Source organism: Streptomyces hazeniae (assembly GCF_031845485.1).
Classification (GTDB): domain Bacteria; phylum Actinomycetota; class Actinomycetes; order Streptomycetales; family Streptomycetaceae; genus Streptomyces; species Streptomyces hazeniae.
This window is the reverse complement of sequence record NZ_JAVREQ010000007.1, coordinates 86,550-112,770: the sequence shown is the minus strand read 5'-3', so window position 1 is coordinate 112,770 and position 26,221 is coordinate 86,550. Positions and strand designations below refer to the sequence as shown.

The 26,221-nt window shown below is 72.9% G+C and carries 26 protein-coding genes; 20 read left to right on the top strand and 6 right to left on the bottom strand.

Annotated elements, in window-relative coordinates; translation table 11 throughout:
- The first annotated feature begins 88 nt into the window (after window positions 1-88).
- Together RM572_RS10375 and RM572_RS10370 are read left to right on the top strand one after the other, a co-directional pair.
- A complete protein-coding gene (locus RM572_RS10375) occupies window positions 89-2,206 on the top strand; it encodes an NHLP family bacteriocin export ABC transporter peptidase/permease/ATPase subunit (RefSeq protein WP_394813579.1) in 2,118 nt (705 codons plus the stop codon).
- A gap of 103 nt (window positions 2,207-2,309) precedes the next feature.
- On the top strand, window positions 2,310-5,189 hold the full coding sequence (locus RM572_RS10370) for an NHLP bacteriocin export ABC transporter permease/ATPase subunit (RefSeq protein WP_311673084.1): 2,880 nt from the start codon (window positions 2,310-2,312) through the stop codon (window positions 5,187-5,189).
- 84 nt (window positions 5,190-5,273) lie between these two features.
- On the opposite strand, the gene RM572_RS10365 is transcribed toward RM572_RS10370, so the two are convergent.
- Together RM572_RS10365 and RM572_RS10360 are read right to left on the bottom strand one after the other, a co-directional pair.
- Window positions 5,274-6,818, bottom strand: coding sequence for an MFS transporter (locus tag RM572_RS10365; RefSeq protein ID WP_311672972.1), 1,545 nt, complete (start codon window positions 6,816-6,818; stop codon window positions 5,274-5,276).
- A 130-nt stretch (window positions 6,819-6,948) separates the two neighbouring features.
- A complete protein-coding gene (locus tag RM572_RS10360; protein WP_311672971.1) occupies window positions 6,949-7,809 on the bottom strand; it encodes a 3-hydroxybutyryl-CoA dehydrogenase in 861 nt (286 codons plus the stop codon).
- A 274-nt stretch (window positions 7,810-8,083) separates the two neighbouring features.
- Between RM572_RS10360 and RM572_RS10355 the strand changes: the two genes are divergently transcribed.
- The gene (locus tag RM572_RS10355) at window positions 8,084-9,349 is read left to right on the top strand and encodes a glycoside hydrolase family 10 protein (protein ID WP_311672970.1); all 1,266 of its coding nucleotides are present in this window, start codon (window positions 8,084-8,086) and stop codon (window positions 9,347-9,349) included.
- Between the two features lie 70 nt (window positions 9,350-9,419).
- Here the strand turns inward: RM572_RS10355 and RM572_RS10350 are convergent, their stop codons facing one another.
- Window positions 9,420-9,623, bottom strand: a complete 204-nt coding sequence (locus tag RM572_RS10350) for a DUF1918 domain-containing protein (RefSeq protein ID WP_311672969.1) — start codon at window positions 9,621-9,623, stop codon at window positions 9,420-9,422.
- A gap of 144 nt (window positions 9,624-9,767) precedes the next feature.
- Here RM572_RS10350 and RM572_RS10345 point away from each other — a divergent pair, with 144 nt between their 5' ends.
- Window positions 9,768-10,334 (top strand): histidine phosphatase family protein, encoded by a 567-nt coding sequence (locus tag RM572_RS10345; protein WP_311672968.1) that lies wholly within the window; start codon window positions 9,768-9,770, stop codon window positions 10,332-10,334.
- A 24-nt stretch (window positions 10,335-10,358) separates the two neighbouring features.
- Here the strand turns inward: RM572_RS10345 and RM572_RS10340 are convergent, their stop codons facing one another.
- Entirely contained in the window at window positions 10,359-10,691 is a 333-nt protein-coding gene (locus RM572_RS10340) for a hypothetical protein (RefSeq protein ID WP_311672967.1), read from the bottom strand.
- 120 nt (window positions 10,692-10,811) lie between these two features.
- Here RM572_RS10340 and argC point away from each other — a divergent pair, with 120 nt between their 5' ends.
- The 13 genes from argC (at window position 10,812) to RM572_RS10275 (ending at window position 22,225) form a co-directional block, all read left to right on the top strand.
- A complete protein-coding gene (argC, locus tag RM572_RS10335; RefSeq protein ID WP_311672966.1) occupies window positions 10,812-11,840 on the top strand; it encodes an N-acetyl-gamma-glutamyl-phosphate reductase in 1,029 nt (342 codons plus the stop codon).
- A complete protein-coding gene (argJ, locus tag RM572_RS10330) occupies window positions 11,837-12,988 on the top strand; it encodes a bifunctional glutamate N-acetyltransferase/amino-acid acetyltransferase ArgJ (RefSeq protein WP_311672965.1) in 1,152 nt (383 codons plus the stop codon). Before argC ends, argJ begins: the two co-directional genes overlap by 4 nt.
- On the top strand, window positions 12,985-13,917 hold the full coding sequence (gene argB, locus RM572_RS10325; protein ID WP_311672964.1) for an acetylglutamate kinase: 933 nt from the start codon (window positions 12,985-12,987) through the stop codon (window positions 13,915-13,917). The genes argJ and argB overlap by 4 nt, the downstream gene beginning before the upstream one ends.
- Window positions 13,918-13,961: 44 nt before the next feature.
- Window positions 13,962-15,104, top strand: a complete 1,143-nt coding sequence (locus RM572_RS10320; protein ID WP_394813578.1) for an acetylornithine transaminase — start codon at window positions 13,962-13,964, stop codon at window positions 15,102-15,104.
- A gap of 29 nt (window positions 15,105-15,133) precedes the next feature.
- Window positions 15,134-15,661, top strand: coding sequence for an arginine repressor (locus RM572_RS10315; protein WP_027762691.1), 528 nt, complete (start codon window positions 15,134-15,136; stop codon window positions 15,659-15,661).
- Window positions 15,662-15,730: 69 nt separating this feature from the next.
- Entirely contained in the window at window positions 15,731-16,102 is a 372-nt protein-coding gene (locus RM572_RS10310; protein ID WP_311672962.1) for a DUF488 domain-containing protein, read from the top strand.
- A 119-nt stretch (window positions 16,103-16,221) separates the two neighbouring features.
- The gene (locus RM572_RS10305) at window positions 16,222-17,421 is read left to right on the top strand and encodes an argininosuccinate synthase (RefSeq protein ID WP_311672961.1); all 1,200 of its coding nucleotides are present in this window, start codon (window positions 16,222-16,224) and stop codon (window positions 17,419-17,421) included.
- 100 nt (window positions 17,422-17,521) lie between these two features.
- A complete protein-coding gene (gene argH / locus RM572_RS10300) occupies window positions 17,522-18,955 on the top strand; it encodes an argininosuccinate lyase (protein WP_311672960.1) in 1,434 nt (477 codons plus the stop codon).
- Window positions 18,956-19,019: 64 nt separating this feature from the next.
- Complete coding sequence (locus RM572_RS10295; protein ID WP_311672959.1) at window positions 19,020-19,571, top strand: TetR/AcrR family transcriptional regulator; 552 nt, start codon at window positions 19,020-19,022, stop codon at window positions 19,569-19,571.
- The gene (locus RM572_RS10290; RefSeq protein WP_394813572.1) at window positions 19,568-21,112 is read left to right on the top strand and encodes an MFS transporter; all 1,545 of its coding nucleotides are present in this window, start codon (window positions 19,568-19,570) and stop codon (window positions 21,110-21,112) included. The genes RM572_RS10295 and RM572_RS10290 overlap by 4 nt, the downstream gene beginning before the upstream one ends.
- Before the next feature lie 103 nt (window positions 21,113-21,215).
- Window positions 21,216-21,650 (top strand): phage holin family protein, encoded by a 435-nt coding sequence (locus RM572_RS10285; RefSeq protein WP_311672958.1) that lies wholly within the window; start codon window positions 21,216-21,218, stop codon window positions 21,648-21,650.
- Window positions 21,647-21,946 (top strand): DUF3618 domain-containing protein, encoded by a 300-nt coding sequence (locus tag RM572_RS10280; protein ID WP_311672957.1) that lies wholly within the window; start codon window positions 21,647-21,649, stop codon window positions 21,944-21,946. Before RM572_RS10285 ends, RM572_RS10280 begins: the two co-directional genes overlap by 4 nt.
- A gap of 12 nt (window positions 21,947-21,958) precedes the next feature.
- Window positions 21,959-22,225 (top strand): DUF4235 domain-containing protein, encoded by a 267-nt coding sequence (locus RM572_RS10275; protein WP_311672956.1) that lies wholly within the window; start codon window positions 21,959-21,961, stop codon window positions 22,223-22,225.
- Between the two features lie 84 nt (window positions 22,226-22,309).
- On the opposite strand, the gene RM572_RS10270 is transcribed toward RM572_RS10275, so the two are convergent.
- A complete protein-coding gene (locus RM572_RS10270; protein ID WP_136184971.1) occupies window positions 22,310-22,990 on the bottom strand; it encodes a lysophospholipid acyltransferase family protein in 681 nt (226 codons plus the stop codon).
- A gap of 246 nt (window positions 22,991-23,236) precedes the next feature.
- On the opposite strand from RM572_RS10270, the gene RM572_RS10265 reads away from it, so the two are divergent.
- The 3 genes from RM572_RS10265 (at window position 23,237) to RM572_RS10255 (ending at window position 25,724) form a co-directional block, all read left to right on the top strand.
- On the top strand, window positions 23,237-24,391 hold the full coding sequence (locus tag RM572_RS10265; RefSeq protein ID WP_311672955.1) for a glycerophosphodiester phosphodiesterase: 1,155 nt from the start codon (window positions 23,237-23,239) through the stop codon (window positions 24,389-24,391).
- Between the two features lie 168 nt (window positions 24,392-24,559).
- Window positions 24,560-25,129 carry an RNA polymerase sigma factor gene (locus RM572_RS10260; protein WP_311672954.1) on the top strand — a complete coding sequence of 190 codons (570 nt, stop codon included), beginning with the start codon at window positions 24,560-24,562 and terminating at the stop codon, window positions 25,127-25,129.
- A gap of 85 nt (window positions 25,130-25,214) precedes the next feature.
- Window positions 25,215-25,724, top strand: a complete 510-nt coding sequence (locus RM572_RS10255) for a GNAT family N-acetyltransferase (protein WP_311672953.1) — start codon at window positions 25,215-25,217, stop codon at window positions 25,722-25,724.
- 51 nt (window positions 25,725-25,775) lie between these two features.
- On the opposite strand, the gene RM572_RS10250 is transcribed toward RM572_RS10255, so the two are convergent.
- Window positions 25,776-26,210, bottom strand: a complete 435-nt coding sequence (locus RM572_RS10250; protein WP_311673082.1) for a hypothetical protein — start codon at window positions 26,208-26,210, stop codon at window positions 25,776-25,778.
- Window positions 26,211-26,221 lie beyond the last annotated feature (11 nt).

The window sequence follows — 26,221 nt, the reverse complement described above, 5'->3', positions numbered from 1 at the left end:
CCGGCGGCGACGGCCCACCCGCGCGCGACCCGGCCCGCCGCCGAAGGCCGGCCGGCAGCGGACCGTCCGCACGCCGTCCGTCCTCCAGATGGAGGCCGTGGAGTGCGGGGCCGCATCGCTCGCCATGGTCCTCGCCCACTACGGGCGGCACGTGCCCCTGGAGGAGCTGCGTATCGCCTGCGGCGTTTCCCGGGACGGATCCCGCGCCAGCAACCTGCTCAAGGCGGCCCGTTCCTACGGCCTCACCGCCAAGGGCATGCAGATGGAACCGGCGGGCCTCGCCGAGGTCCGTGCCCCGGCCATCCTGTTCTGGGAGTTCAACCACTACGTCGTGTTCGACGGCGTGGGGCGCCGCTTCGGCAGGACCGGCGTCCACATCAACGACCCCGCCAAGGGCCGGCGGTTCGTCTCCATGGAGCAGTTCGACACCAGCTTCACCGGTGTCGTGCTCACCTTCGAGCCCTCCGACGGGTTCCGCCGCGGCGGCAGGAAACCCGGGGTGGCCCGCGCCCTGCCCGCGCGTCTGCGCGGCACCAGCGGCACCATGCTCGCGGCGCTCGTGGCCAGCTTCCTGCTGGTCGTGGTCGGTGCGACGATTCCCGCGCTCAGCCGTACCTACATCGACATGTTCCTGCTCGGCGGCCAGACCTCGCTCCTGAGCGTGCTGTTCGGCGCGATGGGCGCCGCGGTGGTGCTCACCGCCGTGCTGACCGGGCTGCAACAGGCCAACCTGCTGCGCGGGCGCATCATCTCCTCCACCCTCAGCAGCGCCCGCTTCTTCCGCCACCTGCTGCGGCTGCCCGTCACCTTCTTCGCCCAGCGCAACCCCGCCGACCTCGTCCAGCGGCTGCGCTCCAACGACTCCGTCGCCGAGACACTGGCGCGCGACCTCGCCGCCGCCGGCGTGGACACCGTGGTCGTCGTGCTCTACGCGGTGCTGCTGTGGACCTACGACCCGCAGCTGACCGTGGTCGGCGTGTCGATCGCGCTGCTCAACGTCCTCGCCATGCGGATCGTCATCAGGCTGCGCGCCACCCGCACCCAGAAGCTGCGGGCCGACTCCGCCAAGCTCACCAACACCTCCTACAGCGGCCTCCAGCTCATCGAGACGATGAAGGCCACCGGCGGGGAGAACGGCTACTTCCGCCGCTGGGCGGGACAGCACGCCACCACTCTGGACGAGCAGCAGAAGCTGGGCGTCCCCACCGCCGTGCTGGCCATCGTCGCCCCCAGCCTGGCCGCCCTCAACAGCGCCATGATCCTCCTCATCGGGGGCCTGCGCGCGGTCGAGGGCGCCATCACCGTCGGCCTGCTCGTCGCCTTCCAGGCCCTGGTCACCAGCTTCACCGCGCCCATCACCCGGCTCAACGGCATCGTCGGCCGCATCCAGGACTTCGCCGCCGACGTCGCCCGGCTCAAGGACGTCGAGACCTTCCCCGCCGACCGTCTCTACACCCGCCGCGAACCCGAGGCGAGCACCCGCAGGCTCAAGGGCCACGTCAGCCTGGAGAACATCACCTTCGGCTACAGCCCGCTGGACGAACCCCTGCTCAAGGGCTTCTCGCTGAACGTCGGCCCGGGCCGGCAGGTCGCCCTCGTCGGCGGTTCGGGCAGCGGCAAGTCCACCGTCTCGCGCCTGATATCGGGCCTCTACAGCCCCTGGGACGGCATCATCCGCATCGACGGCCGCCGGCTGGAGGACATCTCCCGCAGCGAACTCGCCGCCTCCGTGTCCTTCGTGGACCAGGACGTCTTCCTCTTCGAGGGCACCGTCCGCGACAACATCGCCCTGTGGGACCCCTCCCTCCCCGACGACGCCGTGCACGCCGCCCTCGAGGACGCCGCGATCCTGGACGTCGTCGCCCGGCGCCCCGGCGGCATTCGCAGCCGTGTCGAGCAGGACGGCCGCAACTTCTCCGGCGGCCAGCGGCAGCGCCTCGAGATCGCCCGCGCGCTGGTCCGCCGTCCCAGCATCCTCGTCCTCGACGAGGTCACCAGCGCCCTGGACGCCGAGACCGAGGCCGTCATCATCGACAACCTGCGCCGCCGCGGCTGTGCCTGCATCGTCATCGCTCACCGGCTCAGCACGGTCCGCGACAGCGACGAGATCGTCGTCCTCGACCGCGGCTCCGTCGTCGAACGCGGCCGCCACCACGAGCTGGTCGCCGCCGGCGGCACCTACGCCGAGCTGGTCAAGGAGCACTGAGGTGACCCACGCACAGCAGCCTCCGGCCACCGGTGGGGCCCACGGGTCCGGCACCCCCGGGCCCGGCACCCACGGGCCCGGCACCCCCGGGCCCGGTGACGACGTGGTCGTCGGCCACCTCGGAGCCCTCGGGCAGCCGGTCGACGCCAGCGGCGTCCGCAGCCTCTCCCTCGAGGGTCCGCACGTCCTGTGGCTCGTCGTCCAGGGGGCCATGGACGTGTTCGCCGTCGACGTCGGCGAACACGGCCACTGGCACTTCCTCGGCCGGCTGGAGCCCGGCACCCTCCTCCTCGGCCCCGTCGAAGGCCCACGGCACACCCTCGTCGGCCGTCCCCTCGCCGACTGCGCGCTCCGCCGCATCCCGCTGCGCGAACTCCAGCACCCCTCCGACGGCCAGTGGAACGACACCGGCCAGTGGCCCGCCGCGGCGGGGTACGGCGACGACGGCACCGGGCAGTGGACGCAGTGGAACACCGGCCAGTGGAACCAGTACGGCGGGACCGGGCCGCTGGAGGACGCCTTCGCCCGCGGCGTCGGACGCGGCCTGCGCATCCTCTTCGAGGCCCCGCTCGACGGGCAGCCCGTGCAGCAGCCCGCCGGGAGTGTCCCCGGGCCGCAGGACCCCGTCGACGACGAGATCCTGTGGATGCCCGTCGCGGCCGGCTGCGTCCAGCACGCCGCGGCCTACGGCGACGGCTCCCACGACCTGCTGATCGACCCCGCGACCTGGCAGCACATGGTCAACCAGCAGTCCCGGCTGCTGCGCGCCCTGGACCGCTGGATCGAACGCCTCGAACGCGCCCACGAGGACCGCACCGCCGCCGGCATCGAGGCCGGCGAGGCGGTACGGGAACAGGCCGACCAGGCCCTGCTGGACTCGATGGGACGCCCCCGGGGGGAACCTTCCCGCACCGGCCGGGCGGGCGACGACGCCACACTGGCCGCCTGCCGCCTGGTGGCACGCGCCACCGGCATCACCCTCCCGGCCACCGTTCCGGACGGGCCGGGCAACGACCGGCTCAGCCCGGTGGAACGCATCGCCACCGCCGCCCGCGTTCGCACCCGGGTGGTGCGGCTGGACGGCGACTGGTGGCGGGAGAACGCCGGGCCGCTCGTCGGCCGCCGCGGCAACGGCGCCCCCGTCGCCCTGCTGTGGCGCCGCCGCCGGTACGAGGCGGTCGACCCGGAGACCGGCGAACGGACACCCGTCACCAGGCGCAACCAGGGCCGCTTCGAGCGGCGCGGCGTGATGTTCTACCGCCCGCTCCCCGACCGGCCGATGTCCAAGAAGCGGCTGCTGCTCTTCGCCGTGCGCGGCACCCGGCTGGATGTGCGCAACCTGATCCTCAGCTCGCTCGCCGCGGTCGGCCTGGGCGCCCTGGTGCCCATCGCCACCGGGCAGGTCCTCGGCGTCTTCGTGCCCAACGCGGAGACCAGCCTCATCGTGCAGACCTCGGTCGCCCTGGTGGCCGTCGTCACCGTGTCGGCCGCCTTCCTGCTGCTCCAGAACACCTCCATCCTCCGCCTGGAAGGGCGCCTGGAGGCCACGCTCCAACCCGCCGTGTGGGACCGCCTGCTGCGCCTGCCCACCCGCTTCTTCCAGCACCGCTCCACCGGCGAACTGGCCAGCGCGGCCATGGGCGTCAGCGCCATCCGCAAGGTCATCTCCGGCATCAGCTCCGTCGCCGTGCAGTCGGTCACCATGGCCGCCGTCAACCTGGCGCTGCTCCTCTGGTTCAGCGTCCCCCTCGCCCTGGTCGCCCTCGGCATGCTGGTCGTGGTGGCCTCGATCTTCCTCGTCGCCGGCCTGCTGCAGGTGCGCTGGCAGCGGCGGCTGGTCGCCCTGAACAACAAGCTCAACAACCAGGCGTTCCAGACCCTGCGGGGACTGCCGAAGCTCCGCGTCGCCGCGGCCGAGAGCTTCGCGTACGGCGCCTGGGCGGGCGAGTTCGCCCGCAGCCGCGAACTCCAGCGCCGTGTCGGCCGCATCCGCAACCTGAGTGCCGTACTCGGCGCGGTGCACCTGCCGTTGAGCATGCTCATCCTGTTCATGCTGCTCGCCGGTCCGGCCCGCGGCAGCCTCAGCCCGAGCGCCTTCCTCACCTTCACCGCCGCCGTGACCATGCTGCTGACCTCCGCCACCCAGCTGACCGGCGCGCTGATCACCGCCGTCGCCGCCCTGCCCATGTACGAGCAGCTGCGCCCCATCCTCGACGAACGGCCCGAGGTGGCCAGCGGCAGCACCCAGCCGGGCGTCCTCACCGGCGCCATCGAGGCGAGCGGCCTGTCCTTCCGGTACGGCGAGGGCGAGCCGCTGGTGCTCGACGACGTCTCCTTCCGCGTCGAGCCCGGCGAGTTCGTCGCCGTCGTCGGAGCCAGCGGCTGCGGCAAGTCCACCCTGCTGCGGCTGCTCATCGGCTTCGACAAGCCCACCTCCGGCGAGGTGCGCTACGACGGCCAGGACCTCGCCGCGCTGGACCAGGCGGCCGTCCGGCGGCAGTGCGGAGTGGTGCTGCAGAACTCCCAGCCGTTCACCGGCTCGATCCTGGAGTGCATCTGCGGCACCGAGACCTACACGCTGGAGGAGGCATGGCAGGCGGCCCGGATGGCTGGGCTCGCCGACGACATCAAGGCCATGCCGATGGGCATGCACACCATGCTCTCCGACGGCGGAGGCAGCGTCTCCGGCGGCCAGCGGCAGCGCCTGATGATCGCCCAGGCGCTGATCCGCCGCGCCCGCATCCTGTTCTTCGACGAGGCCACCAGCGCCCTCGACAACGAGACGCAGCGCATCGTCACCGACAGCACGCGGGAGCTGCACGCCACCCGCGTCGTCATCGCACACCGGCTGTCGACCGTGATGGATGCCGACCGGATCGTGGTGATGTCGCAGGGACGTGTGGTCCAGCAGGGCCGTCCTGCCGAACTGCTCGCGGACGCGGGCGGCCTATTCCGTGAACTGGTCCGCCGTCAGCTCCAGTGAGCCCGCGACCCGTCCGCCGGCATCCGGCCCGGCCCGCCGGGCCGGACCTCCGCCGTCACGTCGCCCCGCGCCGGGCCGGGTCGGTCACGGGCCCCTCGCGTCCCGGTCGCCCCGGAGCCGTTCCAGGTCGGAGGCGCGCACCTGGATCACGAACAGCGCGATCACCGCGGCCAGCCCGGCCATCACCGCCGCCACGACGAACGCCGCGCTGACGCCGGAGGTCAGCACCCGGTCGCCCCACACTCCCGGCAGCTCGCCGGTGCGCCGCAACTGTGCCTTCTCCTGCGGCGTGGCCTGCGCGAGGAACCGCGGCAGCACCGATTCCGTCTCGTTGCGGCCCGCCGTGCCGAAAGCCGTCACCAGGATGGACAGCCCGAGGGACCCGCCGACCTGCTGGCTGGCGTTGAGCAGCCCGGTGGCCGCACCCGACTCGCGTTCCGCGACCCCGGAGACCGCCATCAGCGTCAGTGACACGAATTCCATGCCCATCCCGAAGCCGAAGAGCAGCATCGGCCCCAGCACACTGCCCGCGTAGGTGCTGTCGATGTCGGTCAGCGTCAGCCACGACAGCCCGGCCGCGGCGAACAGTCCGCCGACCACCATGAACGGCTTCGGCCCCGTTCTGGGCAGCAGCTGCGACGCCAGGGCCGCGCCGACCGCGATGACCGCGCTCACCGGCAGGAACGCCAGCCCGGCGGCCAGCGGCCCGAAGCCCAGCACGTTCTGCACGTACAGCGTCAGGAAGAAGAACATCCCGAAGATCGCCGCGGCGAGACAGAGCATCATCGCGTACGTCCCGGCGCGGTTGCGGTCCCGGAACATCCGCAGCGGTGTGATCGGCTGCCGGGAACGCCGTTCCACCAGCAGGAACACCGACAGCAGCACCACGGCCACCGCGAACGCGGCAAGGGTGACCGGGTCGCGCCAGCCGTCCTCGGACGCCCGGATGAAGCCGTACACCAGCGACACCATGCCGAGCGTGGAGGTCAGTGCACCGATGACGTCGAAACGGCCCGGCCGGCGCTCGGACTCACGGATGACGCGAGGCGTGGCGAAGGCGATGAGCAGACCGATCGGCACGTTCACGAAGAAGATCCAGCGCCAGTCGAGCCATTCGACCAGCACCCCGCCCGCGAGCAGCCCGATCGCGCCGCCGCCCGCCGACACCGCCGCGAACACGCCGAACGCCCGGTTGCGTTCCGGGCCCTCGGTGAAGGTCGTCGCGATGAGCGCCAGCGCCGTCGGGGACGCGATCGCCCCGCCCATGCCCTGCACCGAACGGGCCGCGAGCAGCTCCCACGGGTTCTGCGCCAGCCCGCACAGCAGTGACGCGACGACGAACAGGACCACGCCCGTGACGAACATCCGCCGGCGTCCGAGGATGTCCCCGGACCTCCCGCCGAGCAGCAGCAGCCCGCCGAAGGTGAGCGTGTAGGCGTTGATCACCCACGACAGCCCTTCGGTGGAGAAGCCCAGCGACGTCTGGATGTGGGGCAGCGCGATGTTCACGATGGTGATGTCGAGCACCACCATCAGCTGGCACGAGGCGATGACCAGCAGTGCTGTGCCGCTGCCGCCCTTCCGGCGGGTGGAGGGGGAGACGGCGGGGGCGGGCTGAGGGTTCGTCATGGTGCGTCCCGTGGCCGTTGCCGCTGGTTGCCACTAGGACGACGGTAAGCCCGCCCCGAGGGCGCCACCACTCGGGTGAACCGCGGACGGGGCCGCCCGCGGTCCACGGGCCGGTGGAACCCGGCCGGCGTCAGCCGTACGCGTAGAAGCCCGCGCCCGCCTTGCGGCCCAGCCGCCCGGCGTCCACCATCCGCTGGAGCAGCGGCGGCGCGGCGTACAGCGGCTCCTTGAACTCGGCGTACATCGAGTCCGCGACCGAGGCGACCGTGTCCAGGCCGATCAGGTCCGCCAGCTTCAACGGGCCCATCGGGTGGGCGCAGCCCATCTCCATGCCGTTGTCGATGTCCTCGCGCGAGGCGATGCCCGACTCGAACATCCGGATCGCCGACAGCAGGTACGGGATGAGCAGCGCGTTCACCACGAAACCGGAGCGGTCCTGCGCGCGGATGGCGTGCTTGCCCAGCAGCGACGTCACCGCCGCCTCGGCGCGCTTGACGGTCTCCTCGCCGGTGGTCAGCGCGGGGATCAGCTCGACCAGCTTCTGCACCGGCGCCGGGTTGAAGAAGTGGATGCCGATGACCTGGTCGGGGCGGGAGGTCGCCACGGCCAGTTTCACCAGCGGAATCGAGGAGGTGTTCGATGCCAGGATGGCGTCCGGGCGCGTGACGACCTGGTCGAGCACCTGGAAGATCTCCGTCTTCACGTGCTCGTTCTCCACGACCGCCTCGACGACCAGGTCGCGGTCGGCGAACTCGCCGAGGTCGGTGGTGAAGGTCAGCCGGTCCAGTGTCGCGTCCCGCTCCTCGGCGGACATCTTGCCGCGGGCGGCGGCCTTGTCCAGCGAGTTCACCAGGCGGGTACGGCCCAGCTCCAGGGCCTCGCCGGTGGTCTCGGCGACCTTGACGTCCAGTCCGGCGCGCGCGCACACCTCGGCGATGCCGGCGCCCATCTGGCCGCAGCCCACCACTCCGACGTGTTCGATGTCGGTCACATCGTGCCTTTCGCAGATCTTCGGGTCCCGGGCGTGACGGCCGTGGGTTCCCGGGCCGCGCCGCCTCGCGAGAGCCGACGTTACCGCGCCGCGTCACCCGTCCGGCGGTCCGGGGCGGGCCGGAGTGGTCCACGCCTCACCCTCCGGTGCCGCACGGTGTCAAGAGGACGACCCGGAGCGACCGGCGGCCCCGGATGCGCCGTTTCGCCCGCTTGCCGGTGATCCGTCGGCGCAGGACGCTGCACCGGTCCACGGCGATCAGGAGGGGCACATCATGAGCCGTATCTCACGAAGACTCTTCAGCGCGGCGGCGGCCGGAGTTCTGTCCGGGGCGGCACTCGCCACCCCCGGCTGGGCGGTCCCGGGTCCTGCCGCCGCGCACCGGGACCCCGCACGCCGACGGCGCGGCCGTAGGGAACTGCGCGGCATGTGGGTCGCCACCGTCGCGAACATCGACTTCCCCAGCAGCCCCGGGCTTCCCGCCGCCGAGCAGCAGCGGGAACTCCTCGGCCTCCTCGACCTTGCCGTCGAGCGGCGGCTGAACGCCGTGATCCTGCAGGTGCGGCCCACCGCCGACGCGTTCTGGCCCTCGCCCCTCGAACCCTGGTCGGCCTTTCTCACCGGCCAGCAGGGTCGCGACCCCGGCTGGGACCCCCTCGGCTTCGCCGTCGAGGAGGCCCATCGGCGCGGCCTCGAACTGCACGCGTGGTTCAACCCCTACCGGATCGCCAACCACCAGGACCCCGCACGACTGGTCCCCGGGCATCCCGCGCGGCAGCACCCCGAATGGGTGGTGCCCTACGGCGGCAAGCTCTACTACAACCCCGGACTCCCCGAGGTCCGCGCCTTCGTGCAGGACGCGATGTTCCACGCGGTGGAGAACTACGCCGTCGACGCCGTGCACTGGGACGACTACTTCTACCCGTACCCCGTCGCCGGCCAGGTCTTCGACGACGACGCGGCCTACGCGCAGCACGGCGCGGGATTCCCCGACCGCGCCGCCTGGCGCCGCGACAACATCGACCGGCTCGTCGAGGAGACCTCCCGGCGGCTGCGCCGCACCCGCCCGGGGGTGCGCTTCGGTGTCAGCCCGTTCGCGATCTGGCGCAACGCCTCCACCGACCCCGACCGGGGTTCCGACACCCAGGGCGGCGTCGAGACCTATGACGACCTCTACGCGGACACCCGGAAGTGGGTGCGTGAGGGGTGGCTCGACTACGTCGTGCCCCAGGTGTACTGGAACATCGGCTTCACCGTCGCCGACTACGCCGTGCTGGTCCCCTGGTGGGCCGACGTGGTCCGGGGCACCGGCACCGACCTGTTCGTCGGGGAGGCCCTCTACAAGGTCGCCGACCCCGCGCAGGGCCCGCCGTGGCACGAGCCCGGGGAGCTGTCCGCGCACCTCACCTTCTGCGAGGACCATCCCGAGGTCCGGGGCCACGTGTTCTTCTCCGCCCGGCAGGTCGCGTCCGATCCCATCGGCGCCATGACCCGCGTGGTGGAGGACCACTACCGCTGCCGGGTCCGTCCGCCGCGCTGAGACGTGCCGGGGGCGTCCCCCGCGCCGAGGTGCGGGGGACGCCCCCGGCTGCGCCGGGCGGGGCCGCCGGTCAGACCGGCGGTCCGCTCCCCGGCTCGTGGCGCACGACCGAGTCCGGCCCCGGCGACATGACCGCCTCGTGACCGTCCTCGAAACGCACCCGGTAGGGCGGCTCCCCGTTCGCGCCCATCACCTCGACGATCTCCGCGACCCTGTCGTGCTGGCCGACGGTCCGGCCGTGGACCAGGAGCCGGTCACCCGTTTCCGCTTGCATCGGCGGCCCTCCTTCTGCGCGGGAGCTGGTCGGGAGCGACTGTGCCGCAGGTCACAAGTGTAGGCCCGGGCCGGTGCGCGCACCCGCGCGGACGGTTCCTGCACGGGCCTCCACGAACGGGGCTCGTCACCCTACGATCACCGGATGCACATACGCGTGACGCTGCTCGCCGCCGCACGCAGCTCCTCCGTGCTGGACGTGCGCTTCGACGACGACCGCCCGCTCGACGACGCCGGGCGGCTCGAGGTCCTGCGTACGGCCCCCGAGCTGGCCCCCCTCGCCTCCGCCGAACTGCGGTACTGCTCGCCCACCGTCCGCTGCCGGCAGACCTGCGACGCGCTCGGCCTCCCCGTCGTCGCCCAGCCCGCCCTGCGGGACTGCGACATGGGGCGCTGGCGCGGCAGCACGTTGCGGGAGGTGGCCGTCCGCGAACCCGACGCCGTCGACGCCTGGCTCGCCGACCCGCGCGCCGCGCCGCACGGCGGCGAGTCCCTGCTGAGCTTCATCTCCCGGGTCGGCGGCTGGCTCGACACCCGTCCGGCGGACGAGGGCGACCGGGTGGTGGCCGTCGCCGAACCCTCCGTCGTGCGGGCCGCCCTGTGCTACGTGCTGCGCGTGCCGCCCCACGCGTACTGGCGCGTCGACGCGCAGCCGCTGTCCACCGTCACCTTCACCGGCCGTGCGGGGGAGTGGTGCCTCAGCCTCGGCTGAGTGCCCCGGCTGAGCCGAGGGGTCTCAGGCGCCCGGGTCGGTTTCGCGGGCGATGCGGAGGTCGATCTCGTGCTCGTCCGGGCACGGCTGTGCGTCGACGGGGCAGATGCCTTCCAGGGCCGGGCCGTGGCCGGAGGTCATGGCCTCGACGGCCTCGACGCACATCGTGCAGATCATGTCGGGAACCGGATTGATGCGGTCCTCGTCCCGCGCCCCGCAGAACGCCTGCACCCAGGGTGTCTGGCGGCAGCACACGAGGTGGGTGATCTCCTCCGGGTCGGGCACCAGCCGGAGGCGTGCTGCGGTCCGGGGGGTGGGCGGCGCGTCGCGCAGGGGTTCCGTACTCGGGCTGGGCATGCGCGTGAGGCTAGAGCTCTCGGCGCTCTCTGCCCAGTGCTTATCGCGGCACCCCAGGACCAGCATTGCATAAACGTGCCATGCCTCGTATAGTCATGCCATCGAGGAGGAGGGTTGCCGATGGTGTGGCGAGTGGCCGTGGCGGGGGCGAGCGGATACGCGGGGGGCGAGCTGCTGCGCCTGCTCTGCGCGCATCCCGAGGCCGAGATCGGGGCGCTGACCGGCGGGTCGAACGCCGGGCGCCGGCTCGGGGAGCTGCAGCCGCAGCTGCTCCCGCTGGCCGAGCGGGTGCTGGAGCCGACCACCGCGGACGTGCTGAGCGGGCACGACGTGGTCTTCCTCGCGCTGCCGCACGGCCAGTCCGCCGCCGTGGCCGACGCACTCGGCGGCGACGTGCTGGTGATCGACTGCGGCGCCGACTTCCGGCTCACCGACGCCGGGGCGTGGCAGCGCTTCTACGGCACCCCGCACGCCGGCAGCTGGCCGTACGGTCTGCCCGAGCTGCCCGGGGCCCGCGACGCGATCAAGGGATCCAGGCGCGTCGCGGTCCCGGGCTGTTACCCGACGGCCGTCTCCCTCGCCCTCGCGCCCGCCTTCGCCGCCGGACTCGCCGAGCCGGAGGCCGTGGTCGTCGCCGCGACCGGCACCTCCGGCGCCGGCAAGGCGCTCAAGCCGCACCTGCTGGGCAGCGAGGTGATGGGCTCCATGAGCCCGTACGGCGTCGGGGGCGTGCACCGGCACACCCCGGAGATGGCACAGAACCTGTCCGCCGCGGCGGGCGAGAAGGTGACCGTGTCGTTCACGCCGACGCTCGCGCCCATGCCCCGCGGCATCCTCGCCACCTGCACCGCCGCCGCCCGGCCGGGCACCGGCGCGGACGACGTGCGCGCCGCCTACGAGAAGGCCTACCGCGACGAACCGTTCGTGCAGGTGCTGCCCGAAGGGCGGTGGCCCGCGACCGGAGCGGTGTACGGCTCCAACACGGTGCAGCTGCAGACCGCGCTGGACGAGGCCGCCCGCCGCATCGTCGTGGTCGCGGCCGTCGACAACCTGACCAAGGGCACCGCCGGCGGCGCGGTGCAGAGCATGAACCTCGCCCTCGGGCTCCCCGAGGAGACCGGACTTCCCACGATCGGAGTGTCGCCGTGAGTGTCACCGCACCCGCAGGATTCACCGCGGCGGGCGTCGCCGCCGGGATCAAGGACAGCGGCGGCCCCGATCTCGCCCTGGTCGTCAACGAGGGCCCCAGCCGGGCCGCGGCGGGCGTCTTCACCGCCAACCGCGTGAAGGCCGCCCCCGTCCTGTGGTCCGAGCAGGTCCTGCGCGGCGGCCTGGTCTCCGCCGTCGTGCTCAACTCCGGCGGCGCCAACGCCTGTACCGGCCCCGCGGGATTCCAGGACACCCACGCCACCGCGGAGAAGGCGGCCGAGGCGCTGGGGCACAGCGCCGCCGAGATCGCCGTCGCCTCCACCGGCCTCATCGGCAACCGGCTCCCGATGGACGAGCTGCTCGCCGGTATCGACACCGCCGCCGGCGAACTGTCCCGGCACGGCGGGGAGAAGGCCGCCCTCGCCATCAGGACCACCGACACCGTGCACAAGACGGCCGTCGCCGAACGCGACGGCTGGACGGTGGGCGGCATGGCGAAGGGCGCCGGCATGCTCGCCCCGAGCCTGGCCACCATGCTGGTCGTGCTCACCACCGACGCCGGCCTGGAGAGCGCCGAGCTGGACAAGGCGCTGCGCGCCGCCACACGCACCACCTTCGAGCGCGTCGACTCCGACGGCTGCCTGTCCACCAACGACACCGTGCTGCTGCTCGCCTCCGGCGCCTCCGGCGTCGCGCCCGGGCACGAGGCGTTCGCCGAGGCCGTACGGGAGGTGTGCGCCGACCTGGCGCGGCAGCTCGTCGGGGACGCGGAGGGGGCGTCCAAGGACATCCGTATCGAGGTGACGGGCGCCGCCACCGAGGACGACGCCGTCGAGGTCGGCCGCGCCGTCGCCCGCAACAACCTCCTCAAGTGCGCCGTGCACGGCGAGGACCCGAACTGGGGCCGTGTGCTCTCCGCGATCGGCACCACCTCCGCCGCCTTCGAGCCGGACCGGCTCGACGTGGCCATCAACGGCGTGTGGGTGTGCCGCGGCGGCGCGGTCGGCGAGGACCGCGACCTGGTCGACATGCGCTACCGCGAGGTCCGCATCACCGCCGACCTGGCCGCCGGAACCGAGTCCGCGGTGATCTGGACCAATGATCTCACCGCCGACTACGTCCACGAGAACAGCGCGTACAGCTCATGACCGCCCTGCGGACCTCGACGCGCAGGCACACGGCGCTGCCCAAGGCGCAGACCCTCATCGAGGCGCTGCCCTGGCTGACCCGGCACCACGGCAGGACCGTGGTGATCAAGTTCGGCGGCAACGCCATGGTCGACGACGAGCTGAAGGCCGCCTTCGCGCAGGACGTGGTCTTCCTGCGGCACGCCGGACTGCGCCCCGTCGTCGTGCACGGCGGCGGCCCGCAGATCAGCGCCCAACTCGACCGTCTCGGACTGGAGTCGGAGTTCCGGGCCGGGCTGCGGGTCACCACGCGGGAGACGATGGACGTGGTGCGGATGGTGCTGGCCGGCCAGGTGCAGCGGGAGCTGGTGGGGCTGCTCAACCGGCACGGGCCCTTCGCGGTCGGCATGACCGGCGAGGACGCGCACACCCTGACCGCGACCAAGCGGCTGGCCGAGATCGACGGCGAGCCGGTCGACCTCGGCCGGGTCGGCGACATCGTCGGCGTCGACGCCGGCGCCGTCGAGGCGCTGCTGGAGGACGGGCGCATCCCGGTCGTCTCCTCCATCGCCCGCAGCTCCGACGACGAACACGTCTACAACATCAACGCCGACACCGCGGCCGCCGCGCTCGCCGCGGCACTCGGGGCGGAGACCCTGATGGTCCTCACCGACGTCGAGGGCCTGTACGCGGACTGGCCCCACAGCGACGACGTGGTCAGCCGGCTCACCGCCAGCGAACTGGAGAAGCTCCTCCCGGACCTGGCCAGCGGCATGGTGCCGAAGATGGAGGGCTGCCTGCACGCCGTCCGCAACGGCGTGCACACCGCCCGGGTCCTCGACGGCCGCGTGCAGCACTCGATCCTGCTGGAGATCTTCACCGACGAGGGCATTGGCACCATGGTCGTGCCGGACCCGCCCGCCCCGACGCCCGAGGAGGCGGCATCGTGACCGGTCACAACGCCGCACAGCTGGACCGCTGGCAGCAGACCCTGATGGACAACTACGGCACTCCGCGCCTTCCGCTCACGCACGGTGAGGGAGTGCGGCTGTGGGACGCCGACGGCCGCGGTTACCTCGACTTCACCGGCGGTATCGCGGTCAACGCCCTGGGCACCGGTCACCCGTCCGTGGTCCGCGCCGTCTCCGACCAGATCGCCACCCTCGGCCACGTGTCCAACCTCTTCGCCGCGGAGCCGCCGCTCGCGCTGGCCGAACGGCTGCTGGAGATCGCCGGCCTGCCGGGGGGCCGGGTGTACTTCTCCAACTCCGGTGCCGAGGCCATGGAGGCCGCCTTCAAGATCGGCCGCCGCACCGGGCGGCCCCACATGGTGGCCACCGACGGCGGCTTCCACGGCCGCACCATGGGTGCCCTGGCCCTGACCGGCCAGCCCGCGAAGCAGGAGCCGTTCCTCCCACTGCCCGGCCGGGTCACGCACGTGCCGTTCGGTGACGCCGACGCGCTGCGCGAGGCCATCACCCCCGACACTGCGCTGTTCGTCGTCGAACCCGTCCAGGGTGAGAACGGCGTCGTGGTGCCGCCGGAGGGCTACCTCGCCGCGGCCCGCGAGATCACCCGCGCGACCGGCACGCTGCTGGTCGTCGACGAGATCCAGACCGGCATCGGGCGCACCGGCCACTGGCTGGAGTGCCGGGCCCAGGGTGTCGAACCCGATGTCCTCACCCTCGCCAAGGGACTTGGCGGCGGTCTGCCGATCGGCGCCACCCTCGCCTTCGGGCCGGCCGCCGGCCTGCTGACCCCCGGCCAGCACGGCTCCACCTTCGGCGGCAACCCGGTGTCCTGCGCCGCGGCCCTGGCCGTTCTCGACACCCTGGCGGCCGACGGCGTGCTCGAGAACGTCAAACGCGTCGGTACCCGGCTGCGGGAATCCCTCGCCGCACTCGGCCACCCGTTGCTCGACCACGTCCGCGGTGCCGGACTGCTGCTCGGTATGGTGCTCACCGAGCCCCTCGCGCCTCGCGTGCAACAGGCGGCTCAGGACGCGGGGTTCCTGGTGAACGCGGTCGCGCCGGACGTCGTCCGGCTCGCTCCGCCGCTGATCATCGGGGAGGACGACGCCGACGCGCTCGTCCGGGCGCTCCCGGCGGTCCTCGACACAGCCCGCGGCGCCGGCTGACAGCACCGCCCGAAGAGGAAACGGGGACGATGACCGAGGAGCAGCACAGCGGCCAGGCCGTGCCGCACACGCGCACGGCCCGGCACCGCCGCATCGTGGACATCCTGAACCGGCAGCCGGTCCGGTCGCAGAGCCAGCTCGCCAGGCTGCTCGCCGACGACGGCCTCTCCGTCACCCAGGCCACGCTCTCCCGCGACCTGGACGAACTGGGTGCGGTGAAGATCCGCAACACGGGGGGCGAGCTGATCTACGCCGTGCCCGGTGAGGGCGGCGACCGGAGGCCGCGTGCTCCGCTGGGGGAGTCCGCCAGCGAGGCGCGGATGGCCCGGCTGGCCGGCGAACTGCTCATCTCGGCCGAGGCATCGGCCAACCTGGTGGTGCTGCGCACTCCGCCCGGCGCCGCCCAGTTCCTCGCCTCGGCGATCGACCAGGGCGAGGTGCACCAGATCATCGGCACCATCGCCGGCGACGACACCCTGCTGCTGATCAGCCGGGACCCCGACGGGGGCCAGGCACTGGCCGACCACCTTCTGCACCTGGCCCAGAAGGAACGCTGACCCGCACCGGATGCCCCGGCGGACGGCTGCCGGGCGCCGGGCACGCCGTCCCTGTGCTGTGCTGGTCCCATGGGTGCACCACAGCGGAACGTGCGGATCCGGCGGATCTACGACGAGCCGGAGGAGGCGGACGGCGCCCGGGTCCTGATCGACCGCCTCTGGCCGCGCGGGATGTCCCGGGACAAGGCGCGGCTCGACGACTGGGTCAAGGACGTCGCACCGTCCGACGAGCTGCGCCGCTGGTACCGCCACGATCCCGAGCGCTACGCCGGCTTCGCCCGCCGGTACCGGGCGGAGCTGGCCGAGCCCGGACGCGCGGAGGCGCTGGACCGCTTGCGTGAGCGCGCCGCCACCGGACCCCTCACGCTGCTGACCGCCACCCGGGACGTCGGCCACAGTCACGCCACCGTCCTCGCCGAGGAGCTGTCGGCACCTCGCTGACCTGCGGATTCTCCACCAGGGCTCCGGATGCTGCGCCTGCGCCGCGCCGCGCCTTTGACGAACCATGCAGCCAGGTGCATACTTATACCTATCAGCGCATGCTTCCTAAGGAGACTCCCGTGACCGAGCGCGTCGTACTCGCATACTCCGGCGGCCTGGACACCTCCGTCGCCATCGGCTGGATCGCCGAGGAGACCGGAGCAGAGGTGGTCGCCGTCGCCGTGGACGTCGGCCAGGGCGGCGAGGACCTGGACGTCATCCGCAAGCGTGCGCTCGCCTGCGGTGCCGTCGAGGCCGAGGTCGCCGACGCCAAGGACGAGTTCGCCGAGGAGTACTGCCTCCCGGCGATCAAGGCCAACGCCCTGTACATGGACCGCTATCCGCTGGTCTCGGCGCTCTCCCGGCCGACCATCGTCAAGCACCTGGTCGCCGCCGCCCGGAAGCACGGCGCCTCCACCGTCGCGCACGGCTGCACCGGCAAGGGCAACGACCAGGTGCGGTTCGAGGCCGGCATCTCCTCCCTCGCCCCCGACCTGACGTGCATCGCCCCGGTCCGGGACTACGCGATGACCCGGGACAAGGCGATCGCGTTCTGCGAGGAGAAGGGCCTGCCCATCGCCACCTCCAAGAAGTCCCCGTACTCCATCGACCAGAACGTCTTCGGGCGGGCCGTGGAGACCGGATTCCTGGAGGACATCTGGAACGCGCCGATCGAGGACGTCTACGAGTACACCGAGAACCCGGCCGTCCCCCGGGAGGCCGACGAGGTGACGATCACCTTCGACAAGGGCGTCCCGGTCGCGATCGACGGCAAGCAGGTCACCGTGCTGCAGGCCATCCAGCAGCTCAACGAACGGGCGGGTGCGCACGGCGTCGGCCGGATCGACATGGTCGAGGACCGGCTCGTGGGCATCAAGTCGCGGGAGGTGTACGAGTCGCCCGGCGGCATCGCGCTCATCACCGCCCACCAGGAGCTGGAGAACGTCACCGTCGAGCGGGAACTCGCCCGCTACAAGCGGCAGGTCGAGCAGCGGTGGGCCGAACTCGTCTACGACGGCATGTGGTTCTCCCCGCTGAAGCGGGCCCTGGACGGCTTCGTCGAGCAGGCCAACGAGCACGTCAGCGGCGACATCCGGATGACGCTCCAGGGCGGCCGGGCCGTCGTCACCGGCCGGCGGTCGGCGAGCTCGCTCTACGACTTCAACCTGGCGACGTACGACAGCGGCGACACCTTCGACCAGTCCCTGTCCAAGGGCTTCATCGAGATCTTCGGCATGTCGAGCAAGATCGCCGCGAAGCGGGACCTGCACCAGGCGTAGCCTCGGGCCACCCCGTACCGACCTCTCGCGGTCCTCGGGCGCCCCGGCCGGTCCGCCGGCCCGGGCGCCCGAGGGCGCCGGCATCCTCAGGAGCAGAGCAGTGAGCACCAGCGACCACACCGACGACGTACGCCTCTGGGGCGGCCGGTTCGCGGACGGACCCTCCGAGGCGCTGGAGAAGCTCTCCGCCTCCGTCCACTTCGACTGGCGCCTCGCCCCCTACGACATCGCCGGCTCCCGTGCCCACGCCCGCGTGCTGCAGGCGGCCGGCCTGCTCACGGCCGATGAGCTGGAAAAGATGCTCGCCGGCCTGGACAGGCTCGAACGCGACGTCGCCGACGGCACGTTCACCGGCACCGTCGCCGACGAGGACGTGCACACCGCCCTGGAGCGGGGCCTGCTGGAACGGCTCGGTCCCGACCTCGGCGGCAAACTGCGCGCCGGCCGCTCCCGCAACGACCAGGTCGCCACCCTGTTCCGGATGTACCTGCGGGACCACGCCAGGATCATCGGCGGCCTGCTCGCCGACCTGAACGGGGCACTGACCGGTCTGGCCCGGGCCCACCCGGACGTCGCGATGCCCGGCCGCACGCACCTCCAGCACGCCCAGCCGGTGCTCTTCGCGCACCACGTACTGGCCCACGCGCAGGCACTTTCCAGGGACGCCGAACGCCTCCGGCAGTGGGACGAGCGCACCGCGGTCTCGCCCTACGGTTCGGGTGCCCTGGCCGGGTCCTCCCTCGGCCTGGACCCGGAGGCCGTGGCGGCCGAGCTCGGCTTCGAGCGCGGCTCGGCCGGCAACTCGATCGACGGGACCGCGTCACGCGACTTCGTCGCGGAGTTCGCCTTCGTCACCGCCATGATCGGCGTGGACCTCTCCCGCATCGCGGAGGAGGTGATCCTGTGGAACACCAAGGAGTTCTCCTTCGTGACGCTCCACGACGCGTTCTCCACCGGTTCCTCGATCATGCCGCAGAAGAAGAACCCGGACATCGCCGAACTGGCCCGCGGCAAGTCCGGGCGGCTGATCGGCAACCTGACCGGCCTGCTCGCCACCCTCAAGGCGCTGCCGCTGGCCTACAACCGCGACCTCCAGGAGGACAAGGAGCCGGTCTTCGACTCCTGCGACCAGCTGGAGATCCTGCTGCCCGCCTTCACCGGCATGATGGCCACCCTCACAGTCAACCGGGAGCGCATGGCCGAACTCGCCCCCGCCGGCTTCTCACTGGCCACCGACATCGCCGAGTGGCTGGTCAAGCAGGGCGTGCCCTTCCGCGTCGCGCACGAGGTCGCGGGGGAGTGCGTCAAGGTCTGCGAGCAGCAGGGCATCGAGCTGAACGAACTGACCGACGAGCAGTTCGCGAAGATCTCCCCGCACCTGACGCCCGCGGTCCGGGCCGTACTCGACGTGCCCGGCGCGCTCGCCGCCCGGGACGGCCGCGGCGGCACCGCTCCGGCGGCGGTCGCACGTCAGCTGGCCGAGGTCACGGCCGACCTGGCCGTGCAGCGTGAGTGGGCCGCCGCCCGCGACTGACGTCCCGTGCGCCATCGATGTCTCCGGTGAGACACGCGTGTCTCACCGGAGATAGACTCGTGTCATGCTCCCGGACCGAGAAGCGCTCCTCCACGACGCGGCCGCCCACCTCGGCCGTCACCCGACCGCGTCGATGGACGACATCGCCCGCGCCGCCGGCATCAGCCGTGCCACACTGCACCGCTGGTTCGCCGGCCGCGACGCGCTGGTGCGCGGTCTGGAGCAGCTCGGCATCAGCCGGGTGCGCGCCGCGGTGGACGCCGCCCGGCTGGAGGAGGGCGACCCGGGCGACGCGCTGCGCCGCCTGATCGCCGAGGCGGAGTCCTTCGCCGGCTTCCTCGGCTTCCTGATGTCCGAGAGCCAGCTCTTCGAGCCCGGAGCCGTCGACCCGGGCTGGACCGAGGCAGACGAGCGGATCGCCGCGTTGTTCCGGCGCGGCCAGGAGACCGGCGTCTTCCGCGTCGAGCTCACCGCCGCCTTCCTCACCGAAGCCCTGTACGCCCTGGTCACCGCATGCGCCTGGGCGGTGCAGGAGGGCCGCGTCGCCGAACGCGACGCGGGCCCGATGACCGCCGAGCTGCTGCTCGGCGGCCTGCTGCGGAGGGACGCCCGGTGACCGCGCGGACGGACAAGGCCGTCGGCGACGACCGCACGGGAGCCCGTGAACTCACCCGGCGGCAGCGCTGGCTGGCGCTGTCCGTGCTCGCCCTCGCCGTGCTGCTGGTGTGCATCGACGCCACGGTCCTCGCTCTCGCCACGCCCTTCCTGAGCGAGGACCTCGACCCCTCCAGCACCCAGCTGCTGTGGATCGGCGACGTGTACTCGTTCGTCATCGCGGGCCTGCTGGTCTCGATGGGCTCCCTGGGTGACCGGGTCGGCCGGAAGCGGCTGTTGCTCACCGGCTCGGTGATCTTCGGCGTCCTGTCCGCCCTGACGGCCTACGCGCACAGCGCCGAGGCCATGATCGCCTGGCGGGCGCTGATGGGCGTCGCCGGAGCGACCCTGATGCCCTCCACGCTGGCCCTGATCCGCAACATCTTCTCCAACCCCCGCGAGCGCAGCGTCGCCATCGGCATCTGGGGCGCCATGGCCTCGGCCGGTGCGGCGGTCGGCCCGGTGGTCGGCGGTTTCCTGCTGGAGCACTTCTGGTGGGGGTCGGTCTTCCTGCTGAACCTCCCGGTCATGGCGGTGCTCGTGGTCGTCGGACTCCGGCTGCTGCCCGAGTCCCGCGACCCGGCCCCCGGCCCGTGGGACCTGCCCAGCGTCGCCCTCTCCATGATCGGCATCATCGGTGTGGTCTACGCCGTGAAGGAGGCGGCCGCGTACGGCCTGCGCTGGGACGTCGCCACCGCGGCCGCTCTCGGAGCCCTTTCGCTCGCCGCCTTCGTCCGCCGCCAGCTGCGCCTCCCCAAGCCGTTGCTGGACATGCGCCTCTTCCGCCGCCGCGGCTTCTCAGGAGCCGTACTGGCCGACCTGCTGACCATCTTCGGACTCGCCGGCCTGGTGTTCTTCCTCTCCCAGTTCCTCCAGCTGGTACAGCTGCGCTCGCCCTTCGAGGCCGGGCTCGCGGAGCTGCCCGCCGGTGTCGGTGCGATCGCCGCGGGCCTGGTCGCCGGGCTGGTGGCCCGGCGCACCTCGGTGCGCGGCGCCGTCTCCGGGGGCCTGGCCGCTGTCGCCCTCGCCCTGGGCGCCGTCGTCGGACTGCGCCCCGTCAGCGACTACTGGGTGCTCGGGCTGCTGCTGCTGGTGCTCGGCCTGGGCGCCGGGCTGTCCTTCACCGTCACGGCCGACATCATGCTGTCCACCGTGCCCAAGGAGCAGGCCGGAGCGGCCTCCGCCGTCTCCGAGACCGCCTACGAGCTGGGCTCGGCGCTCGGCATCGCCCTCCTCGGGTCCGTGGTCACCGGCTTCTACCGGGGCCACGCGGTCCCCGAGGGCATCCCCGCGGAAGCCGCCGAACAGGCCAGATCCTCCCTCGGAGGGGCGGTGGAGGCCGCCCGCGGCCTGCCCGGTCCGACGGGGGAGCGGCTGCTCACCACCGCACAGGACGCCTTCACCGAAGGGTTGCGCGCGGGAGCCTCCGTCGCGGCGGTGGTGCTGCTGGCCGCGGCCGCGGCCTCCTGGCGCCTGCTCCGCGACCAGCGCCTGGAAGACTGACGGGCCCTGCCGGAAGGCCCCGGCGAGGCGCGACGCGTAGTTCCCCCGAAGCGGGGCACCCGCCGCTCGTCCCACACGTGAGACGTGAGACGAGGAGAGACCCATGGCCACCACCGTGCGCCACCGAACGGACCACCACCCGGACCACCACCCGGAGCAGGCCCCGGTCGGAGAGCTGGTCAAGCGGGCATCCGAGCAGCTGTCGGAGATCGTGCGCAGCGAGATGCGGCTCGCCCAGGCGGAGATGAAGGAGAAGGGGAAGCGGGCCGGCCTCGGCGGCGGCATGTTCGGCGGCGCCGCGCTGTTCGCCCTCCTCGCCCTCCAGGTACTGGTCGCGGCCGCTGTGGCGGCCGTCGCGCTGGTGCTGTCCGTGTGGCTTGCCGCTCTGGTCGTCGCGGCCGGTCTGCTGCTGATCGCCGGACTGCTGGCGCTGATCGGCAGGACCGAGATCCGGCGGGCGACGCCGGCGAAACCCGAGCGGACGATCGGCAGCGTACGCGCCGACGTGCAGGCGATCAGGGAAGGAGCGCACCGATGAGCCGCGCATCCCACAACGGAGGACAGACCACCACGGCCTCCCCGGCGGAACTGCGGGCCGAGGTCGAGCACGCCCGCGAACAACTCGCCGACACCGTCTCCCAGCTCGCAGCCAAGGCCGACATCAAGTCCCGCGCCCAGCGGAAGGCCCACGACGCCCGCGCCCGGATGCAGCACCACGGCCGGCACGCCGCCGACCAGGGGGGCGGACGACAGGGGGCGATGGCCGCGGCCGGAGGCGGCGTGCTGCTCCTGGCCGTCGTCGCCGCGCTGCTCCACAAGCGGCGCCGGACCTGAGAGGCGGGCCCCATGCAGACGGATCAGGCCCTCTACAGGCCGTTCACCATGGTCGTCACGCTGACCAGCGGCATGCTGGCCGGAGCGGTCTTCCAGAAGGTCTGGAAACTGGCGGCGCACGAGGACGACGCTCCGGACGCGACCGACGAGGAGCGCGCCTGGGCCGAGATCCTCATGGCCGCGGCACTCCAGGGCGCACTCCTCGGGCTCACCAAGGCGATCCTCAACCGCGGCGGGGCCAAGGGCGTCCGCAAGCTGACCGGCACCTGGCCGGCCTGACCTCCGCCCGCCGTTCCGCCCCGGCCGGGCGCAGCCGCGACGGGCCGGGGCCGGGAGCAGGCACCGTGCGCCGCGTCCGCGGGGTCAGGCCGCCCGCGCCTTGGTGGCGTACATGTCCACGTACTCCTGACCGGACAGCTCCCTGACCTCGCTCATCACCTCGTCGGTCACGGCGCGCAGCACGTAGCGGTCGCGGTCCATGCCCTCGTAGCGGGAGAAGTCCAGCGGCTCGCCGAAGCGCACCCGGATGCGGCGGCCGCCGCCGACGCGCGGCAGCCCGCTGCCGCCGGGCTGCACCCGATCGGTGCCGATCATCGCGAACGGCACCACCGGCGCGCCCGTCATCAGCGCCAGCCGGGCGATCCCGGTGCGGCCCCGGTACAGGCGGCCGTCGGGGGAGCGGGTGCCCTCCGGGTAGATGCCGAAGACGTTGCCGCCGTCCAGCACCCGGCGCCCGGTCATCAGCGCCGCGACACCGCCGCGCCCGCCGTCCCGGTCCACCGGGATCATCCCCACGCCGGTGAAGAACCACGCCATGAGACGGCCCTTGAGCCCCTTGCCGGTGACGTACTCGTCCTTCCCGATGAAGAAAACCTGACGGCGGGTCACCACCGGCAGGATCATCGAGTCGATGAACGTCAGGTGGTTGCCCGCCAGAATGACCGGCCCGCTGCCGGGGATGCGCTCCGCGTTCTCCACCTGCGGCCGCAACAGCAGGCGCAGCACCGAGCCGAGCACCGTCTTGATCAGCAGGAAGCGGGACAACGGATCCTCCGGTCGACGTCTGTGACGCGGCCCGTCCGATGGCGCCACGCAGGTGAGGACGATACTCGCCGAGGGCCCCGCGAGCCGAACCGGCCCGTGCCCGGCGCCGGTCCGCCCGTGCTGTTTCCGCCATGTTCGGCCCGCCGTCTCCCGCCGGGACCCCGCCGCCCCTACCATCGGCCCGCCGCCCGCGACCGAAGCGGACGACGTGCACCGACGGAAGACCGACGCAACAGGGGAGAGCGCATGGACGACCACCAGCGTCCCGGCCGCAGAAGCGTGTTGGGCGCCGCGGCCCTCGGAGCCGGGGCGGCGGCCCTCGGCGCCGCCGGCACCGCGCGGGCCGACGACCGCGGAACGGACCGCTCCGGCCGTGGCGGACGGCACCGCCTGCCCGTGCCCGCGGTCGTCGCCCACCGCGGCGCCAGCGGCTACCGGCCCGAGCACACCCTCGGGGCCTACCAGCTCGCCCTGGACATGGGCGCCGACGTCATCGAGCAGGACCTCGTCGCCACGCGCGACGGCCACCTGGTGTGCCGCCACGAGAACGACATCACCGGCACCACGGACGTCGCGGACCACCCCGAGTTCGCGGGCCGCCACACCACCAAGTCCATCGACGGCACCGAGATCACCGGCTGGTTCACCGAGGACTTCACCCTCGCCGAGCTCAAGACCCTGCGCGCCGTGGAACGTCTCCCGGAGCGGCGGCAGCACAACACCCTCTACGACGGCCGCTGGCAGGTGCCGTCCTTCGAGGAGGTGCTGCGCTGGGCCGAGGAGGAAGGCCGGCGCCGTCGCCGCCCGGTGTGGCTGCACATCGAGACGAAGCACCCCTCCTACTTCCGCTCCCTCGACCTCGGTCTGGAGGAGCGTCTCGCCCGGCTGCTGCGCCGCTTCGGCCGCCACCGGCGCCACGCCCCCAACTTCGTGCAGTCCTTCGAGCCCAGCAGCATCGAGCGGATGCACCGCCTGGTGGACTGCTCCGGTGTGGTGCTGCTGTGGACGGCGGACTCCCGGCCGTGGGACTTCGAGCAGGCCGGCGACCCGCGCACGGTGGCCGACCTGGTCACGCCCGAGGGCCTGGAATGGATCGCGGGCTTCGCCCGCGGCATCGGCCCGGTCGCCGACCTGGTCATCCCGAAGAACGCGGACGGCTCCCTCGGGGAGCCCACCACCCTCGTCCGCGACGCCCACGCGCAGGGACTCGTGCTGCACCCGTACACCATGCGGAACGAGAACGCCTTCCTGCCCACGGAGTTCCGCCGGGGCGAGGACCCGAACGCGTACGGCGACGCGTTCGGCGCCTTCCGTGCCTACTTCGCGACCGGCATCGACGCGATCTTCACCGACAACCCCGACACGGGCCTGCTCGCCGCAGAGGACTTCCGCGACCGCTGAAGCCGGGCGACCACCGAAGTCCCTGACGGCGGCGGCCGGTTCCTCGCCGGCGTCCGGCGTCACCCCCGGCGTGTGCGGTTCGCCCGTACGCGCCGGGGAAGGCCACCCGCGGGAGTGAGCGCGCCCGGCGGCGGAAACCGCGGCGGGTGCCCGGCCGTCACGGCGGACATGACCACCCGCGAACTCCCCGCGCATCTCGACGTCCTGCTGGCGGCGGAGTGCACCGCCGAGTCGCACGGCACCGGCGCCGATCCCGACGACGTGCGCCAGGCGGTGCGCCTGCGCTGGCTGGAGCACGTCCGGGAGGGCGCCCCGCCGTCCGCCCCCGCCGTCTGGCTCCGCACCGCCGTGCGGGCCGAGATGCGGCAAGCCCGGCGGCGCAGCCGCCGCGAAGTGCCCCTGCACGAGCAGCCGTACGGCCCTCCGTCCCCGCCCGGCCCCGCCTCCGTGCTCGCCGCCGACGGCTACCACGACCCCGCGACCGCCGCGGAGGCACCGCTCCTGGCCTCCGAACGACGGCACGTGCTGCACACGGCCGTCGCCCGGCTGCCCGGCCGCTGCCCCCAGGTGCTCGCGGCACTGCTGGACGACGGCGACCGCACCTACCGGGAGATCGCCGCCGCGTCGGGAATCTCACAGGGCAGCATCGGCCCGCTGCGTTCCCGCTGCCTGGCCTGCCTGCGCAGAATGCTCAGCGCGGAGGTTGCCGCCCCGGCCGTCCGGGGAAGGGTGCGGTAGGCGACCTGGGCCACCAGGGCACGGGCGTGGGCGCGGCTCCCGCACCGCGCGCCCCGCCGACACCAGCGATCGGGAGGGCATGCGCATGGGCACGAGCGTGACCATCTCGGCGGCGACCGACGACGACGCCGAACAGATCCTCAAACTCCAGTACCTCTGCTACCAGTCGGAGGCCGAGCTCTACGGGGACTGGCGCATCGAGCCGCTCACCCAGACCCTCGCCGACCTGCGCGGCGAACTGTCCGGCGGCTGCGTACTCGTCGCGAGACTGGGCGACGAGGTCGTGGGCTCCGTGCGGGCCACCGTCGACGCCGACTCCACCGCCGCCATCAGCAGGCTCTGTGTGCACCCCCGGATGCGCCGCCACGGCCTGGGCGGCAGGCTGCTCACCCGGATCGAGGAACGGCTGGCCGCCGAGCGCGCCGCGAAGCGCTACCGGCTGCGTACCGGGCGCCGCAGCGAGCTGAATCTGCGCCTCTACCGGCGCTGCGGTTACGCGGCCGTCGGCACCGAGACCGACACCGGGCCGGGGCGCGTCACCCTGGTCACGATGGAGAAGGAGGCCTCCGCGCAGGCCTTCACCACCGGAGCCTGAGCCGCGCGGTCCGACCGTCTCCGGCCGTGCCCGCCGGACGGCACGCGACGGTCAGACCGCGCGGCCCTGCCGCGAGCGGCGCAGCCACAGCATGCCGGTCACCGGCAGGGCCAGCGGCAGGAAGAGGTAGCCCATGCCGTAGTCCGACCACACGGTGCTGTCCGGGAAGGCGGCCGGATCCACGAGCGTCCAGGTGCCCACCACGAGGACCCCGAGCAGTTCCGCCGAACAGCAGACCAGCGCGAGGCGGCGGGCGCCCTCCCCGCCGCGGACCAGCGAGAAGGTGATGAACACGTACACCACCGCCGCCACCGCCGACAGCACGTAGGCCAGCGGCGCCTCGCCGTACTTCGTGGTCAGCTCGAAGACCGCGCGCGAGGTGGCGCCGACCGCGAAGATCGCGTAGAGGGTGACCAGCAGCCGGCCCGGGCCGGTGCCGATGCCCGGCAGACCGCGCCCGCGCCCGGCCGTACGCCGTCGCCACAGCTGTTCGGCGC

Coding starts and splice junctions, on each gene's coding strand:
- RM572_RS10280 (WP_311672957.1), top strand. CDS start 21,647: ATGAGCCGCGCATCCCACAACGGAGGACAGACCACCACGGCCTCCCCG.
- RM572_RS10265 (WP_311672955.1), top strand. CDS start 23,237: ATGGACGACCACCAGCGTCCCGGCCGCAGAAGCGTGTTGGGCGCCGCG.
- RM572_RS10295 (WP_311672959.1), top strand. CDS start 19,020: ATGCTCCCGGACCGAGAAGCGCTCCTCCACGACGCGGCCGCCCACCTC.
- RM572_RS10310 (WP_311672962.1), top strand. CDS start 15,731: ATGGGTGCACCACAGCGGAACGTGCGGATCCGGCGGATCTACGACGAG.
- argB (WP_311672964.1), top strand. CDS start 12,985: ATGACCGCCCTGCGGACCTCGACGCGCAGGCACACGGCGCTGCCCAAG.
- RM572_RS10365 (WP_311672972.1), bottom strand. CDS start 6,818: ATGACGAACCCTCAGCCCGCCCCCGCCGTCTCCCCCTCCACCCGCCGG.
- RM572_RS10375 (WP_394813579.1), top strand. CDS start 89: ATGGAGGCCGTGGAGTGCGGGGCCGCATCGCTCGCCATGGTCCTCGCC.
- RM572_RS10275 (WP_311672956.1), top strand. CDS start 21,959: ATGCAGACGGATCAGGCCCTCTACAGGCCGTTCACCATGGTCGTCACG.
- RM572_RS10315 (WP_027762691.1), top strand. CDS start 15,134: ATGACCGAGGAGCAGCACAGCGGCCAGGCCGTGCCGCACACGCGCACG.
- RM572_RS10285 (WP_311672958.1), top strand. CDS start 21,216: ATGGCCACCACCGTGCGCCACCGAACGGACCACCACCCGGACCACCAC.
- argC (WP_311672966.1), top strand. CDS start 10,812: ATGGTGTGGCGAGTGGCCGTGGCGGGGGCGAGCGGATACGCGGGGGGC.
- RM572_RS10320 (WP_394813578.1), top strand. CDS start 13,962: ATGGACAACTACGGCACTCCGCGCCTTCCGCTCACGCACGGTGAGGGA.
- RM572_RS10340 (WP_311672967.1), bottom strand. CDS start 10,691: ATGCCCAGCCCGAGTACGGAACCCCTGCGCGACGCGCCGCCCACCCCC.
- RM572_RS10355 (WP_311672970.1), top strand. CDS start 8,084: ATGAGCCGTATCTCACGAAGACTCTTCAGCGCGGCGGCGGCCGGAGTT.
- RM572_RS10345 (WP_311672968.1), top strand. CDS start 9,768: ATGCACATACGCGTGACGCTGCTCGCCGCCGCACGCAGCTCCTCCGTG.
- RM572_RS10260 (WP_311672954.1), top strand. CDS start 24,560: ATGACCACCCGCGAACTCCCCGCGCATCTCGACGTCCTGCTGGCGGCG.
- RM572_RS10350 (WP_311672969.1), bottom strand. CDS start 9,623: ATGCAAGCGGAAACGGGTGACCGGCTCCTGGTCCACGGCCGGACCGTC.
- RM572_RS10255 (WP_311672953.1), top strand. CDS start 25,215: ATGGGCACGAGCGTGACCATCTCGGCGGCGACCGACGACGACGCCGAA.